The organism is Rhodococcus sp. 05-2255-1e (genome assembly GCF_002259025.1).
Taxonomy (GTDB): Bacteria; Actinomycetota; Actinomycetes; order Mycobacteriales; family Mycobacteriaceae; genus Rhodococcoides; species Rhodococcoides fascians.
The window spans coordinates 1-14,691 of the sequence record NZ_NOZE01000028.1 but is presented as its reverse complement, the minus strand read 5'-3'; the positions used below and the strand labels follow the sequence as shown (position 1 = coordinate 14,691).

General features: G+C 64.4%; 14 protein-coding genes. 2 read left to right on the top strand and 12 right to left on the bottom strand.

Going from position 1 to position 14,691, the window contains the following annotated elements; genetic code table 11:
* Positions 1–105 precede the first annotated feature (105 nt).
* Complete coding sequence (locus CH262_RS17245; RefSeq protein ID WP_027495739.1) at positions 106–1,347, top strand: ATP-grasp domain-containing protein; 1,242 nt, start codon at positions 106–108, stop codon at positions 1,345–1,347.
* Between the two features lie 41 nt (positions 1,348–1,388).
* Positions 1,389–3,395 (top strand): hypothetical protein, encoded by a 2,007-nt coding sequence (locus CH262_RS17240; protein WP_094718116.1) that lies wholly within the window; start codon positions 1,389–1,391, stop codon positions 3,393–3,395.
* On the opposite strand, the gene CH262_RS17235 is transcribed toward CH262_RS17240, so the two are convergent.
* From CH262_RS17235 to CH262_RS17180, 12 genes are all read right to left on the bottom strand, one after another.
* The gene (locus CH262_RS17235; protein WP_256988854.1) at positions 3,377–4,585 is read right to left on the bottom strand and encodes a ricin-type beta-trefoil lectin domain protein; all 1,209 of its coding nucleotides are present in this window, start codon (positions 4,583–4,585) and stop codon (positions 3,377–3,379) included. The two genes, CH262_RS17240 and CH262_RS17235, sit on opposite strands and share 19 nt — an antisense overlap.
* A 192-nt stretch (positions 4,586–4,777) precedes the next feature.
* Positions 4,778–4,993 carry a DUF2945 domain-containing protein gene (locus CH262_RS17230; RefSeq protein WP_027495736.1) on the bottom strand — a complete coding sequence of 72 codons (216 nt, stop codon included), beginning with the start codon at positions 4,991–4,993 and terminating at the stop codon, positions 4,778–4,780.
* Between the two features lie 64 nt (positions 4,994–5,057).
* Complete coding sequence (locus tag CH262_RS17225) at positions 5,058–6,053, bottom strand: alpha/beta hydrolase (RefSeq protein WP_179275031.1); 996 nt, start codon at positions 6,051–6,053, stop codon at positions 5,058–5,060.
* Positions 6,054–6,163: 110 nt separating this feature from the next.
* The gene (locus CH262_RS17220) at positions 6,164–7,321 is read right to left on the bottom strand and encodes an RNA polymerase sigma factor (RefSeq protein WP_094718114.1); all 1,158 of its coding nucleotides are present in this window, start codon (positions 7,319–7,321) and stop codon (positions 6,164–6,166) included.
* Between the two features lie 8 nt (positions 7,322–7,329).
* Entirely contained in the window at positions 7,330–7,737 is a 408-nt protein-coding gene (locus CH262_RS17215) for a YciI family protein (protein WP_032366806.1), read from the bottom strand.
* A gap of 93 nt (positions 7,738–7,830) precedes the next feature.
* Positions 7,831–8,853 carry a class II fructose-bisphosphate aldolase gene (gene fbaA / locus CH262_RS17210; RefSeq protein ID WP_032367298.1) on the bottom strand — a complete coding sequence of 341 codons (1,023 nt, stop codon included), beginning with the start codon at positions 8,851–8,853 and terminating at the stop codon, positions 7,831–7,833.
* A 32-nt stretch (positions 8,854–8,885) separates the two neighbouring features.
* On the bottom strand, positions 8,886–9,896 hold the full coding sequence (locus CH262_RS17205) for a LacI family DNA-binding transcriptional regulator (protein ID WP_094718032.1): 1,011 nt from the start codon (positions 9,894–9,896) through the stop codon (positions 8,886–8,888).
* 36 nt (positions 9,897–9,932) lie between these two features.
* On the bottom strand, positions 9,933–10,583 hold the full coding sequence (locus tag CH262_RS17200) for a nucleoside/nucleotide kinase family protein (protein WP_027495731.1): 651 nt from the start codon (positions 10,581–10,583) through the stop codon (positions 9,933–9,935).
* Positions 10,573–11,499, bottom strand: coding sequence for a PfkB family carbohydrate kinase (locus tag CH262_RS17195; protein WP_094718031.1), 927 nt, complete (start codon positions 11,497–11,499; stop codon positions 10,573–10,575). Before CH262_RS17195 ends, CH262_RS17200 begins: the two co-directional genes overlap by 11 nt.
* Positions 11,477–12,205 carry an ATP-binding cassette domain-containing protein gene (locus CH262_RS17190; RefSeq protein WP_441344384.1) on the bottom strand — a complete coding sequence of 243 codons (729 nt, stop codon included), beginning with the start codon at positions 12,203–12,205 and terminating at the stop codon, positions 11,477–11,479. The genes CH262_RS17195 and CH262_RS17190 overlap by 23 nt, the downstream gene beginning before the upstream one ends.
* A 50-nt stretch (positions 12,206–12,255) precedes the next feature.
* Positions 12,256–13,245 carry an ABC transporter permease gene (locus CH262_RS17185; RefSeq protein WP_027495728.1) on the bottom strand — a complete coding sequence of 330 codons (990 nt, stop codon included), beginning with the start codon at positions 13,243–13,245 and terminating at the stop codon, positions 12,256–12,258.
* Positions 13,246–13,279: 34 nt separating this feature from the next.
* The gene (locus CH262_RS17180; RefSeq protein ID WP_027495727.1) at positions 13,280–14,278 is read right to left on the bottom strand and encodes a substrate-binding domain-containing protein; all 999 of its coding nucleotides are present in this window, start codon (positions 14,276–14,278) and stop codon (positions 13,280–13,282) included.
* Positions 14,279–14,691: the final 413 nt, after the last annotated feature.

Below are 14,691 nucleotides of genomic sequence, written 5' to 3'. Positions count from 1 at the left end.
TCGCGTCCCGGCTTCCCGAGCACCGGGTCCGGAAAGCGGCACCGAACACCCTCTGTACGGTGGAGCGAAGGACCTCGACCGCGCATCACAAGGGAAAGGAACTTCATGGATCGGCCACAGAGGCTGGAGAAAGACCCGAACAAAGGCTTCGTAGCGCTGCTGGGCTGGAGTTTGGCCGCAGTGGAAGCCCTGGACGCGTTCGATCGACGCTACGTCGTCGTCGCGCCAGAGTGGGCCGAGGCGTACTGCACCGAGCATGACATTCCGTACCTACCGTGGAACTTCGAGCGACTCAACGACAGGTCGCTCGAGATCGCGGAGACTCTCCGAGACAAAGGCGTCGATGTAGCGATACCGCTGTACGAGGAGACAGTCGAGTGGGCCGGTGCCATCAATTCCGTGCTGCTGGGCAATCCGAGGTTGTTCGGCCAGGCGATGCTGCTCCGAGACAAGGCACTGATGAAGCGCCGCGCACAGCTCGGTGGCATTCGTGTCGGCATCTTCGAGGAAGCACACGATCGTGAGGACGTCATCCGCTTTCTGCGTCGGGTGAACCAGACGCTGCTCAAACTCGACGGTGACCCGAACGACCCCATCCACCTCAAGGCCTTCGACAAGGCAGGATGCCTGGGCCACCGCGTCATTCGGACCCCCGACGAAGTCGACTCCATCCCGGACGAGGAGTTCCCGGTACTGATGGAGTCGCATCTCGACGGCTGGGAGTTCGCCGTCGAGGCGTGGATCCACAACGGAAAGATCAAGTTCCTCAACATCTCCGAGTACGTCACGCTCGGATACTCCGTCTTCGTTCCCGCGACGCCGGAACTCGAGAAGTACCGCGAGCAGATCACGGTGCAGATCGAGAAGCTCATCAAGGCGTTCGACATCGAGTTCGGGTTCATCCATCCCGAGTACTTCGTCACCAGCGACGGAGAGATGTACTTCGGCGAAGTCGCCTATCGTCCTCCAGGTTTCAAGGTGTTCGAGCTCCTCGAGCGGGCGTACGGCTTCAACGCGTACCAGGGCCTGGCTCTCGCCTTCGACCCGAAGACCACCGAGGAAGAGATCGACGCCTTCTTCCCGCGCGAGGTGGTGGATGCCACCGGTCACGCGGGATGCTTCGGGGTGTACCCACGGCGACGCGTCGTGAGCGATCTCGTCATCCCCGACGTGACCGCCGACGACGACTACTACGAGACCAACGACCTGTCGGCACCGGTCGAGGAAACCGTCACCAAGAGAACGGCTTTCGGCACCCACTGGGGCTTGCTGTACTTCTTCGGCGATGATCCGTACCGGATGCGCGACCTGCTCAAGCAACAGGAAGAACTGGACTTCTACGTGTGAAGCAGCAACTCGGCAACGACCACGAACCCACAACGCAGACGATGAACGACGCTGCACCGATCGACAAGGCTCTGATGTCGCGGCTGGCGCAACTCGATCACGCCGTCGACGCGCTGGCCGCCGCACCGGAGTTCAGCAAGAGCACCAAGGTGCGACGGGTTCTGGATTCTGTGCACCGAGTGTTGTTGCAGCCCGGCGGTTGTGGCGCGGTACGCGAACGCGCCGCGGCGCTGGAGAACGCCGGGCTGTTCGCCGGTACGGACTGGGCGCAGCCGGACATTCTCGTTCCCGCGTTCGTGGGTCCGAGCCTGCGCAGTGGCAACGACGACACCGTGGTTCTCGAAGCAGCCAGCGAGTTGCGGATGGTCGAGATCGTCGCCGGTGAGTACGAGCATCCCGCAGTCACCGCCGACGATGCGCGACGCTTCCTCTCCCAGGTACTCGCGTTGAACCTCGAGGTGTTGTTCACCCCGCCCTCGGAATCGGAGCGAGTCCGTTCGGGGCGGACAGCACACCTGATCCGCGATCTCTTCGGCTACGTTGCCGGGGAAATCGGCTACGACAGTGTGCTGGACGAGTTGCTCGAGGAGATCTGGCGGATTCTGCGTCAGCGTCCGATCCAGGTCGACACCATCAAGTCCATGGTCACGCGCATTGCGATCTATCGCGACGACCCGACCGTCGATCTCGGCACGTCCGGTCAGGGACTCGATCGGTTGACCACGGCGTTGTTCGGCACCACGGACGCATGCCGCGAGGACCCGGGCGTGGAGGTCTACCGGAACCGGCTCGAGGCCATGGACGTCGAGGCACTGCAGTTCGAGGCCCGCGGTTTCGCACGGGCGATGCACGACACCGGTCTCGTTTCGCCGTACCACGCCACACTCACGCAGTATCTCGTCGACCACTACTCGTATGTCCTGCCCGAGGCCTTGGGGCTGTCCGACACCGGGCGTACGTGCCTCACTCGCTACCCGGAATTGGTCCACCGTCTGATCGAAGAAACCGTGTATCCCGAGACGGCGCAAAGTCTCTACGGATTGGCGCTGCTCCTCGACCGCGGAATCCTGCATCAGCCACCGATCGTGCCGTCCCTGTGGCGTCAGCTATCGCTCACCCTCGCGCCCGCAGTGCGAGAACGCTTGATCACCACTTTCGGTCCGGTTCCGGCACCGGAGTCGCGATTGCTCGGTGGGTTGCTCTCCATGCTCGGGCAACCGCTCGGTGTCGGCCAGGGCGACAATCCCACGTGTCAGTCGGCGCGCGCGCTGTCGATGTGGGCGTACAACGATCCCGACTACCTGCTGCAGATGGTGGTGTGGGCGGCACGAGACGAAGAGATCGTCATGCACTTCGAGGGCCAGTCGATCTCGTCCGTCGACAGCGAAAGTGGTGTCGCGACCTCGGATCCGGTCGATCTGGACCCGGCATCGCTCATTCTGGTTCCGCACCTGGACCGGATCTACGCCGAGATGGTCCGACGCTGCGCCGACAGACCGGGCGATCCGCATCGCTGGGTCAATCCCGAGTTCCACGGGTGGTGGTCGGCCCGCGAGTTCCATATCGATGTGGACGTCGCGACCGGGAATCTGGTCGATCTCGATGGTTTCCTGCGGCAGTTCCATGCCGCTTATCACCCCGAGTACAACGGCCATCAGCCGCTGATCCACCCGCAACCCGCCGGGGTGGCCGTAACCGACAGCGCTGCACGGTATGTGGGGTGGCACGCCATCGCCATACTGCGTGTTGCCCCCGATCCCGACGGCGTCATGCGGGTCTACTTCTTCAATCCCAACAACGACAGTGGGCAGGATTGGGGTGACGGAGTCGTCGTCGGAACGGCAGGGAACGGCGAACGCGCGGGCGAAGGCTCGCTACCGTTCGAGCAATTCGCGTCTCGCCTGTACATCTTCCACACGGATCCGTTGGAAAAGGGTGAGCCGGAGAAGATTCCGAACGCGGACATCGACACGATCGTCGGTTACATCGAACGCAGTTGGGGTGCCGAGCGCTCGGCGCGGGCCGCGTATCAGCCGTTCCAGGAGTAGACCGAGACCCAGTCCAGGATCAGATTGCCCTCGCTGTTTCCGTCTCCCTTGGTTTCGGTCTGCAGCTCCCATCGCATCGGCGTGGACGGCACGAAGTCGGTCGAGTCCAACACGACCGTGTCGTCGAGGAGGTACCGGATCCTTTCCGGTGACCATTCCATGGTGTAGGTGTGCCAGTCGGTGAACTGCGCGCCGATGTCGAGGGCAGGCGTTTTGCACCCGTCGGCGCACGAGCCTTCGCCCGAGAAATGATGGAACCCACCGACGTTGCCCGACAGTGCACCTTCCGGGAAATCGAACTCGCCGTCGTACGGCCAATTCTCGGATTGCGGCCAGAGCAACCATGCCGCGTAGTACTCGGACAGATCCGGTGAATCGACTTTCAGACGCGCCGAATATCGTCCGTACGTCTGATACTGGTCGGCACCGATCAGTGGGGAGATACTCGCTCCGGCCGGAACGCCGTCGACCTGACCGAGGTGGTACTGCAGAGCGCCGTCGGCAGTGGACAGCACTGCATCGGGCCGATACGGCCGTTTGTCGTAGGTGTCGGGATAGCACGACGGATACGTGCGCCACCGCTGGCCCTCGGCTCCGGTGTAAACGACCTTCGAGGGGTCGCACTGATTGGACCAACTGCCGGTGGCGGACGGGGCGGTGAATTCGTCGACGAATATCTGCTTCCAGCCGGGCAGATCCCCGGTGGGTGCAGCAATTCCTCCGGGGTTGTCGGCGGTCGGTTCTGCGGCCGCTACCGGTGTCCATGTCTGCACCGACGAGCCGTCGCATTCGGCCAGCACGGCCACACGCCGAGAGGTCTGCCGTGCGTCGTCCGCGAGACAGAGGCCGGTGCCCGTCAGAGCGATCGCACCGGATTCGCCCGCCGTCCAACCGGCGATCGCACTGTCGTCGCAACTACCGAGGACAACAGGTACACCGGCTGCGGTCTCGCCGTTCTTCGGCACCAGGCACTGCGATTGCGACCGAACCGTGCCGTCGGCCTCGGCGACTACTCGCTGCGCCGGCGTTCCGTTGCACGTCGCGAGACGGACGGTGTCGGTGACACTTCCATCGAGGCAGAGCTTGTCGGGAGACTCGATCTGCCCGGTGAAGGTCACTGCAGACGGTGTGTCCGCGTCCGAGGTCGAGTCCCCGGAGAACACGCCGCAGCCCACGACGAGTACGGACACGATCGCCAGCGTCCCCGTAGCGACAAGAGTCCTCCCCGTGCGGCAACCGCTACCCCACCGACCGAGACGCGAACGTGCACGAACAATCCGCATCGGGGTCGTCCCCATCGTTGCCTCCAAAGTGACGATCCGTCCCAGCCGAGGGTACAGATCGTCAGCAGGAGCAACTTTCGAGAAGCTTACGGAGCGAGATCAATCCTTCTTGTCGAGCGATTCGGGCTTGTGCACTGCGTCCTTTCCGGACTTGTCACTTTCGACGCGGTACTGCGGGTCGTCTTTCGAGGCTTTGACCTTGCGGCCGGCGGCTTCGGTCTCGGAGGTGATCTTCTCCTGCACCGTTCCCTCGGTGGTAGTTCCGTGGGTCTGCCATTCGACCTTGTCGCCCTTGTGCAAATCGTCCTTCGACATGTTCCGGTGATCCCTTCGTCGGTGGTCTGTCCATCGACTCTTACCCACGAGCGCGTCGGCGCAATCAGCTGGTTCCCAGAGCCGGAGCCAGAGTGGTGAACCAGGCCTCGCGCAGCTGGTCCTCGAACAGCGGCCAGGTATGCGCACCTTCGTCGCGCATGGATACCGTCGCCGGAACGTCGGCCCGACGCAGGGCGTCGACGAAGATGGACGTGCAGTAGTTGACCATCGCTTCGACCGCCATGCCGCCGAACGGCGGAACGGCACCGTCGGGAATGCGATCCACGGCACCGGGCGCACCGCGTGACGAGCTCACGTACACCGCCGTTCCACGAAGTCGTTCGACATTGAGCGACGGGTCGTGGTCGCGCCATCCCTGACTTCCCGGCAACCCCCACATGTTGAACGGATTGTTGAGCCCGCCGGCAATCATGGCCGAGATGCCGGCGGTGGCAAGCGGATTCGACGGTGCCGGGCATCCGCTGAACGACGCGGCCGCGTCGAACACATCCGGAGCCTGGATCGCCAGATCCAGCGCCGGGCCACCGCTCATCGACAGGCCCGCGACGCCGCGCTTGCCCGTCGAGCCGTAAGCGGCGTCCACGGCCGCGGGTAATTCACGGCTCAGATAGGTCTGCCAGAGGTTGGTCCCCAGCACCGGATCGGTTGTCTGCCAATCGGTGTAGAAGCTGAACCGACCGCCGATCGGTGCGACGACGGTGACGTTCTTGTCGAGAAAGAACTGTTCGACGCCGGAGTTGTTGAGCCAGCCGACCCCGTCCTCGTTGCCGAGGGCACCGTTGAGCAGAACCAGCGTGGGCGCGGGACCACCTCCGGGCGAGTGCAGCACCTCGTTGGAGATGACCCGATTCATGGACGGAGAGAACACGTTCAGCACCCCGCGCGTTGCCGACACCTGGTGGATTCCGACGGCCCCGACTGCCGCATCGGCCGATCCGGTAGTGCCCGGCAGCGCCTGCGCCGCGTTTCCGGCCAACACTATCGACGCCAGTACGGCCGCCGTCACCACCGCGGTGGATCGAGTCAGCTTCTTTCTCATCTGTCCCACAGGCAACATCAGCACCATACGAGGGTTGCACGAATTCCGCTTTCGACCGCTAACGATCCGATTACAAAACCGCCCGGTCCGTTCGCTGTTTCCAGGTATCTCTACGAACCTGCGGTACGAATTCGAGTGGCGCGCAGCGTCAGATGATGCCGCTCGGCCACCGAGGACGCCGACTCGGCCGCCCGCACGAACAGCTCGGCCGCCAACCGGAGATCGCCGGCCTTCTCGTGCAGATGCGCAGCCACCGCGTGGTACCGCGGTACTGCGGAATCGACGGCGGTGAGCGCCGCGAGTCCGGCGGCCGGGCCGTCCGCTTCCCCCACCGCGACAGCTCTGTTGAGCCGTACTACCGGACTGTCGGTGATCGCGAGCAACTCGTCGTACCACTCGACGATCTGTACCCAGTCCGTGTCCTCGACCCGTTGCGCCTCGGCATGCAGGGCGGCAATGGCGGCTTGTATCTGGAACTCGCCCAGCCGATCCCGAGCGAGCGCCGCCTGCAGAATCCGAATTCCCTCGGCTATCGAGACGGTGTCCCAGCTCGACCGATCCTGCTCGGCCAAGGGAATCAGCCGGCCGTCGGAGCCCGTTCTCGCAGCGCGCCGGGCGTGGTGCAACACCATCAACGCCAACAGTCCAGCGGTCTCCGCGTCGTCGGACAGGGTCGTCAGCTGCCTCGTCAACCTGATCGCCTCCGCCGCCAGGTCGACATCTCCGGTATACCCCTCGTTGAACACGAGATACAGCACCCGCCGAACCGTCGAGAGGTCACCCGGAGCGTCGAAACGGACGTCACGCACCGCCCGTTTGGCTCGGCTGATGCGCTGGGCCATGGTTTTCTCCGGCAGCAGATACGCCTGCGCGATCTGCCGCGTCGTCAGACCCCCGACGGCACGCAACGTCAGCGCTACCGCTGCTGCGCGTGTCAGCACCGGGTGCGCGCAGAGGAAGAACAACTGCAGTGTGTCGTCGACGCCGTGGACACTGCCCGGTTCCGGCTCGGCCGCAACCCGGTTCTCTCGATCCCGTCGAGCCTTCTCCGATCGCTGGGAGTCGAGAAATTTGCGCCACGCCACGGTGACGAGCCACCCCTTCGGGTCGGACGGCGCGTCACCCGCCCCTGCCGACGCTCCCCACACCGAGGCCGCCTGCACCAACGCCTCCTGGACGGCGTCCTCGGCCGCCGCGAAATCTGCTCCGCGGTGGACGAGAACGCCGATCACGGACGGAGTCAGCATCCGCAGCGCGTGAGGATCCACGAGTGCCGTCACTCGTCGATCGTGGCGGGGGCCTCCATGAACGGACGCAGCTCGAGCCATTCGCCGATCGGCTCACCACCGGCACCGGGTGCTGCCGAGAGCTGCCCCGCGAGTTCGAGTGCGCGGTCGTAGGACTCGACGTCGATGACCATCCAACCTGCGATCAAGTCCTTGGTCTCCGCGAACGGACCGTCGGTGACCGGGGGCTTTCCGGCCCCGTCCGACCGCACCCATGTTCCCTCGGGGGCCAGGGCCTGCGCGTCGACGAACTCGCCCGTCTTCTCGAGCTCGGCGGCGAAGTCTTGCATGAACTGGATATGGTCGTGCACTTCGGCCGGGGTCCACCGGTCCATCGGAATCCAGCCGGCAGGCTCGGGGGCCCCGCGGTAATGCTTGAGCATGAGGTACTTGGCCATGATGTCTCCTAGCGTCGGATGCAGTCATTCTTTCTGCATTCGCCCCTGGGACGAAGCCGGTCGGCCGATATCTACATACTCGACCGAGAAACTTCACCGCATCGTGCGTCCGACCGAGCCGAGCATCTGGGTTGCCTCGACCACGCGTGCTGCCATGGCCGACTCGGCCGGCTTGCCCCACGATCGGGGGTCGTAGGCCTTCTTGTTGCCGTACTCGCCGTCGATCTTGAGAACCTGGTCGTACTTGCCGATCATGTGGCCCGCGATGGACCTGGTGAACGCATACTGGGTGTCGGTGTCGATGTTCATCTTGATCACCCCGCTCGCCACTGCCGACGCGATGTCGGCGGCACTCGAGCCCGATCCACCGTGGAAGACCAGATCGAACGGCTTGTCCTTCCCGGTTTCGGCACCGACGACCGACTGGATCTCGTCGAGAATCTCGGGACGTAGATGTACCGAGTCCGGGTTGTAGACGCCGTGGACGTTGCCGAAAGTCAGTGCCGTCATGTATCGACCACGCTCGCCTGCACCGAGCGCGGCGATCGTGGCGCGGGCGTCGTCGACGGTGGAGTACAGCTGCTCGTTGATCTCGTGAGACACCCCGTCTTCTTCCCCGCCGATCACTCCCACCTCGATCTCGAGAATGGTGTCGGCCTGGACCGACAGATCGAGCAGTTCCCGTGCGATACGCAGGTTCTCGTCGAGCGGCACAGCGGAGCCGTCCCACATGTGTGATTGGTACAGCGGTGCCAGGCCGCGCGAGCGCCGTTCGATCGCGTCGGACAGCAGTGGGCGCACCCAATCGTCGAGGTTCTCGGCGGGGCAGTGATCGGTGTGCAGGGCCACCGAGATCGAATAGTGCTGCGCCACTTCGTGGGCGTACTGGGCGAGCGCCTTGGAGCCGGCGAAGCGGTTCTGCACGGCATTGCCGGACAGGTACAGCGCGGTGCCGACCGACACCTGGATGATGCCGTCGCTCTCGGCTTCGGCGAATCCCTGCAGCGCCGCGTTGAGGGTCTGTGAGCTGGTGACGTTGATCGACGGGTACGCGAACCCGCCCTCCTTCGCGCGGTCCAACATGGCGACGTACTGTTCCGGACTGGCAATCGGCATGGGCTGTTCTCTCTTTCGGGTGCGGCTGGTCTTCAGCGTGTTGCTGCAGCGCAGCCGCACGAATTGCGGTGGGTGAACGTAGTCGGTACCGAAATGGATCGCGGCGCGTCGTGACGGCCTTCGATTCGACCGATCAACAGGTCGGCAGCGGTTCTGCCGATGGTCTGCACGTCCTGCGCGGCGGCCGTCAGGCGCGGCTCGAACAGATCGGACCACTCGAAATCGTCGTAGCACACGAACGCCAGGTCGTCGGGAATCGACAAACCAAGGCCGCGAACTGCTTTGAGGGAACCGATGGTCATCGAGTTGTTCATCGACACCAGAGCCGAAGGCCGGTCCGAACCCGTCAGCAGTCGACGTACCTCCGTCTCGGCCACCTCGACATTGGACCTTCCCTCGAGAATCAACCGAGGGTCGACATCGATTCCCCGGTCGGCGAGCGCCCTGGCATAACCTGCGAAACGCTCTGTGGTGGACGAGATTCCCTCGATGCCGCGGACGATCGCAATTCGGTCGTGTCCGGAGTCGAGCAGATGGGCCGTCAGCTCGTACGCGGATTGCTCGTTCTCCGGGCCCACCTGATCGCACGGGATATCCAGCATACGGTCGATCAGCACGAGAGGTGTTCCGCTGCGCATGATCTCGGGAATCGTCGACTCCTCCGAGCCGGCCGCAGGCGCAAGGATCATGCCGTCGACCTGACGGTCCAGCAGAGAATCGGTGACGCGCCGCTCCGACGTCGGCTCGTCGTGCGAGTCACCGAGAATCAACACGTAACCGGCCTCCGACAACCGCTGCTCGACGGCATAGACGAGGCTGCCGAAATACGGATTGGTCAGCGCCGCGATCGACAGCCCCACCGTGTGGGTTCGACCGGCCGCGAGAGAACGCGCCACGACGTTGCGCCGGTATCCGATCTCGACGATGGCAGCGTCGACGCGTTGCCGGGTGGCCGGGTTGACCTTACGAGTTCCGTTGAGCACGTGCGAGACCGTCGACACCGACACTCCGGCGATCCGAGCGACGTCGTCCATGGTGGGCATGTCAGTCGTCTCCGTGGGTATCGGACGCCGGCGGTCTCATGTCAATCGCAGGATTCGATCGGCGCGCTGGGCGGTCGAACCGATGAGCTCGGCGTTGCGTTCGTCCGAACCCAATGCCCAGAACTGCGCTTCCTCGGGCGATTTCCCGTACGCCTCGTGCCGCGCGACGAGACGCTCGTGCCGAACGGCCGTGTGCGGAGCCAGGAACCACACCTCGTCGATCATCGCCCGTGCAGCAGGCCATGCGTCGGATTGCATCAGCAGGTAGTTGCCCTCGGTGATCACCAACGGAACGTCCGACGGGACCGGTACGGCGGACCCGATCGATTCCTCGATCTCTCGCCTGAACTTCGGTGCGTACACCAGCGGATCGCCGGGGCGTTGATCGTGAATCGCGGCGACGAGACGCGCATAGCCGCCGTCGTCGAAGGTATCGTGTGCGCCCTTGCGATCGAGCCTGCCCAGTTCGATCAACACCTCGTTGGCCAGGTGGAATCCGTCCATCGGAACCAGCACCGAAAGCTCGGGGCCCAGTGCATCCACCAACTGCTGTGCCACGGTGGACTTTCCGGCACCCGGTGCACCGGTCAGGCCGAGTATGTGCCGCTCTCCCGGCACGGCGAGCCGCCCGGCCAGCTCCACGAGTTCGTCGAGGGATGCTTCCTGCACCTGTCGGTCATTGCTCACTGTTGTCGCTTTCGAGTACGTGGGTGGGAAGTTCGCGTAGCCACGCTCTGGGGCCGATGACCGAACAGCGCAGCGCCGCAACGCGAGCCGACCGCCGGATACGATCCTGCACGGAGCCGAACTGCGTCGAGTAGTACGCGTACGCGCCGTGGAAGACGTCGCCGGCTCCCAGTGTATCGACCACGGTGACCGCCTCGACGGCCACGGAGCCGGAGTTGCCCTCGGACCAGAATTCGACGGGCTCTCCGCCGTGGGTGGTGACGACCGTGCGTACGCCCGCGCGCACCAACGTCGCTGCAGTGGCAGCGGTGTCCGACGCTCCGGGCGTGCGAAAGTCCGCTGAGCACACCATGTCCGTGACGAACGGAATCAGCTCGCTCATCACGGGTTTCCAGCGTCCGGCGTCGACGACCGACGTGGTATCCCGCGCCGCCGCATGTTCCACGGCGGCGCGGGCGATCAGGGGGTGGTGGCCGTCGACGAGTACGACGTCGGCACCGGCGAGCACGGAATCGAGATCGTTCGGCGGCGCGGCGTCGGAGTGCACGGCGTCGGCCGAGACGACCGACCGGTCTCCCGTCGACTCGATCACCGTCACGGCCGAGACGGGTACTGCTCTCACGGTGCCCGCGATCGAGTCGATCACGCGCACATCGCATTCCGCAAGTTCTGCCTTGATCAAGGCAGCCACCGGATCGTCCCCGAGCGCAGTGACGAGAACGGCCGTACCACCCAGTGCGGCGAACGTGACGGCGGCGTTGGCGGCAGGACCGCCGGCCGCAACGAACTGCGCGTTCGACGTGATCTTCTGGTTCGACGCCGGCGGCGACGACACTCGATGAATCACATCGAGTGTCGCCAGCCCGACGAAAACGCCGACCGGGCGAGACGCATCAGAGGCCGGCGCGTTCCTCATCGGTCGGCTCCTCCGCGCCGGTCATGAGCGCGACGACCTCGGACATGGTGCGCTTCTTCGGATCCACGACGCCTGCGCGTTTGCCGAGGCGGTGGATGTGGATGCGGTCGGCGACCTCGAACACGTGCGGCATGTCGTGGCTGATGAGTACCACGGGTATCCCACGGTCGCGAATCGTTCGGATCAGGTCGATCACCATGCCCGACTCCCGCACGCCCAGAGCTGCGGTCGGCTCGTCCATGATGATCACCCCGCGGCCGAATGCCGCTGCTCGAGCCACTGCGACGCCCTGACGCTGCCCACCGGACAACGTCTCGACGGCCTGGTTGACCGACTTGATGCCGATCTTGAGGTCCTGCAGATGCTTCGACGACTCGTCGCGCATTCTCGGCATGTCCAATCGCCGAAAGATGCTGCCGCTGATGCCTTTGCGCTTGATCTCGCGTCCGAGGTAGACATTCGAGGCGATATCGAGCGCAGGAATGACGGCCAGGTCCTGATAGACCGTCTCGATCCCGGCCGCCCGGGCATCGCGGGTGTTCTTGAACGACACCGGCGAGCCGTTCATCAGGATCTCTCCCGAATCCGGAATGACAGCTCCGGCCAAAGCCTTGATGAGACTTGACTTTCCGGCACCGTTATCGCCGATCACTGCCAGCACCTCACCGGCCCGCAGCTCGAAATCCGCGCCGTTGATGGCCGTCACGCTGCCGTAGGTCTTGACCAGACCACGTGCTTCCAGAGCGAGGGGGGCAGTCACTGTGACCTCCTGCGTGCGAATTGATCGACGGCCACCGCGACGATGACGAGAATGCCGGTCGCGACGTTCTGGTACAGGCTGTCGACGCCGGCCTGGGTGAGCCCGTTGCGCAGCACCCCGACGATCAGAGTTCCGATGAGAGTCCCGATGACGGTGCCGCGGCCACCGAACAGGCTGGTTCCACCGATGACGACCGCGGTGATCGTTTCGAGGTTGGCGTTCTGATAGGCGTTCGGGTCGGCATTGGGGATTCGTCCGAGCGCTGCCCATGCCGCGATCGCGGCGATGACACCGGTGACGATGTAGACCGAGAACAGCACGCGACCGGACTTGATGCCGGAGCGGTCCGAGGCCTGCGGGCTACCACCCACCGCGTATATGTGCCTGCCCCAGGATGTTTGGGACAGTGCGTACCACATCACGGCGTACACGAGCAGCATCACCACCACGCCGTAGGTGGTGGAAAAACTGCCGATTTTGAACGAAGTACCCAGCAGCGTCAGCGGTCCGCTCGGCACCTGGTAGGTCTCGGAGCCGGCCAGCAACCTGGTGGCTGCCTGGATCGCGGTGAACGTGCCGAGTGTGACGATGAACGGTGGCAGTCGCAGCATCGTCACCAACCCGCCGTTGATCGCGCCGAACGCCACGCACACGGCCAGTGTCGAGCCGAGCGCCACCACCGGGCCGTTGGCACCAGCGGTCTGCGCCATGACGATGGTGCCCATCACGGCCACCGCGCCGATCGACAGATCGATACCGGAGGTGAGGATGATGAGCGTCTGGCCGACGGCCAGAATGCCGACCACCACGGACTGCTGCAGAATCAGAGAAACGTTCTGCGGGTTGAGAAACGAGCTCGAAATCGAGCTGAACACGATGATGGCGATGACGAGCGCGGCCATGGGCCCGAGCAGCGGTTCACGCAGGATGGTTCCCACGTTGAACCGGCTCGGAGCCTTGGGAGGCGCGGCGGTATCGGTGCTCACGAATCAGTTCCTGGTCCTCGACGGATTTCTGCGATCAGCCCCAGCAATTCGCTTCGCCCCATGCGGTGTCCTGGGATTCGATTCCGGCAACAGGCTTGTCGGTGACCAGCTGAGAACCGGTGTCGTTGAAGCCACTGGGCTTGGTGCCGTCCTGGGCGAACTTGACCACAGCGTCGACGCCCTGCTCGGCCATCTTCGCCGGGAACTGCAGCACCGTCGCACCGATGATGCCGGACTTGACGTTCGCGATACCGGTGCAGCTACCGTCGATCGAGCCGATGGTGATCTGATCGGCGCGGCCTGCGGACTGAATCGCCTGGTAGGCACCCGCCGCGGCGGGCTCGTTGATCGTGTAGAGCGCATTGACACCCGGAGCGCGCTGCAGCAGGTTCTCCATGGCCGTCTGCGCCTTGGTCTGGTCGCCGTTGGTGTTTTCCTGGCCGACGATCTCGGGAGAGCTGTCGGTCAGGCCCATTCCTTCGAGGAAGCCGTCGTGACGGAACGTGTCGACGGTGCCGCCCGCGGTGCCGTCGAGCATGATGACCTGGGGCGCAGTGGTTCCCAACGTGCCTTTGACCCATTCGCCCTGGCTGACGCCTGCCGCCTTGTTGTCGGTGGCGAACGTCGCGTCCACTGCGTCCTCAGGGTCGGTGGCCGTATCGAGGGCGATGACGACGACGCCTGCGTCGCGTGCCTTCTTGATCGCGTCGAGGACTCCGGTGGAGGAGTTCGGGGTGATCAGAATGCCTTTGACACCCTGGCCGACCAAGTTCTCGATCGCCGCGACCTGACCCTCGTTGTCACCGTCGAATGCACCTGCGAGAGCGACCAATTCGGCTCCACTGGAGTCCGCCTTGGCCTGAGCTGCCTCACGAAGCTTCACGAAGTACGGATTGGAATCCGTCTTGGTGATGAGTCCGACCTTGACGCTGTCCGAATCCGAACCGCTGCATGCGGTCAGTCCGAGCACGAGGGAACCGGCCATCAACGCGGTTCCGATCGTCAGCGTGGTCTTCCGACGGTGATTGAACATGTGGACTCCCTTGTCCTCGCTACGCAGGTCGCGTCGCTCGATTGCAGGAGCGTACGACCAATACAAGCGCTTGCGCATGCGCTTTCGCGAAATAATTCCGAAAACTTTTCCGACCGGCCGGCGACTACTCGATTCAGCCCGATCAGCCCCAGTTCCCGCAAACGCGCGCGCGTTTGCCATCCGCGCGCGGAATAGTGCCCGATCGCCCAGCTATTCCGCGCGCATCCAACGAATGCGCGCGCATTTGCGGAGCCGATCAGTCCCCGCTCCGGCCCCGCCGCCCCGGTCCTCGCAAACGCGCGCGCGTTTGCCATCCGCGCGCGAAATAGTGCCCGATCGCCCCGCTATTCCGCGCGCATCCAACGAATGCGCGCGCATTTGCGGGGCCGATCAGTCCCCGCCCCGATCAGTCC

Coding starts and splice junctions, on each gene's coding strand:
- CH262_RS17245 (WP_027495739.1), top strand. CDS start 106: ATGGATCGGCCACAGAGGCTGGAGAAAGACCCGAACAAAGGCTTCGTA.
- CH262_RS17240 (WP_094718116.1), top strand. CDS start 1,389: ATGAACGACGCTGCACCGATCGACAAGGCTCTGATGTCGCGGCTGGCG.
- CH262_RS17230 (WP_027495736.1), bottom strand. CDS start 4,993: ATGTCGAAGGACGATTTGCACAAGGGCGACAAGGTCGAATGGCAGACC.
- CH262_RS17225 (WP_179275031.1), bottom strand. CDS start 6,053: ATGAGAAAGAAGCTGACTCGATCCACCGCGGTGGTGACGGCGGCCGTA.
- CH262_RS17215 (WP_032366806.1), bottom strand. CDS start 7,737: ATGGCCAAGTACCTCATGCTCAAGCATTACCGCGGGGCCCCCGAGCCT.
- fbaA (WP_032367298.1), bottom strand. CDS start 8,853: ATGCCGATTGCCAGTCCGGAACAGTACGTCGCCATGTTGGACCGCGCG.
- CH262_RS17205 (WP_094718032.1), bottom strand. CDS start 9,896: ATGCCCACCATGGACGACGTCGCTCGGATCGCCGGAGTGTCGGTGTCG.
- CH262_RS17195 (WP_094718031.1), bottom strand. CDS start 11,499: ATGAGGAACGCGCCGGCCTCTGATGCGTCTCGCCCGGTCGGCGTTTTC.
- CH262_RS17180 (WP_027495727.1), bottom strand. CDS start 14,278: ATGTTCAATCACCGTCGGAAGACCACGCTGACGATCGGAACCGCGTTG.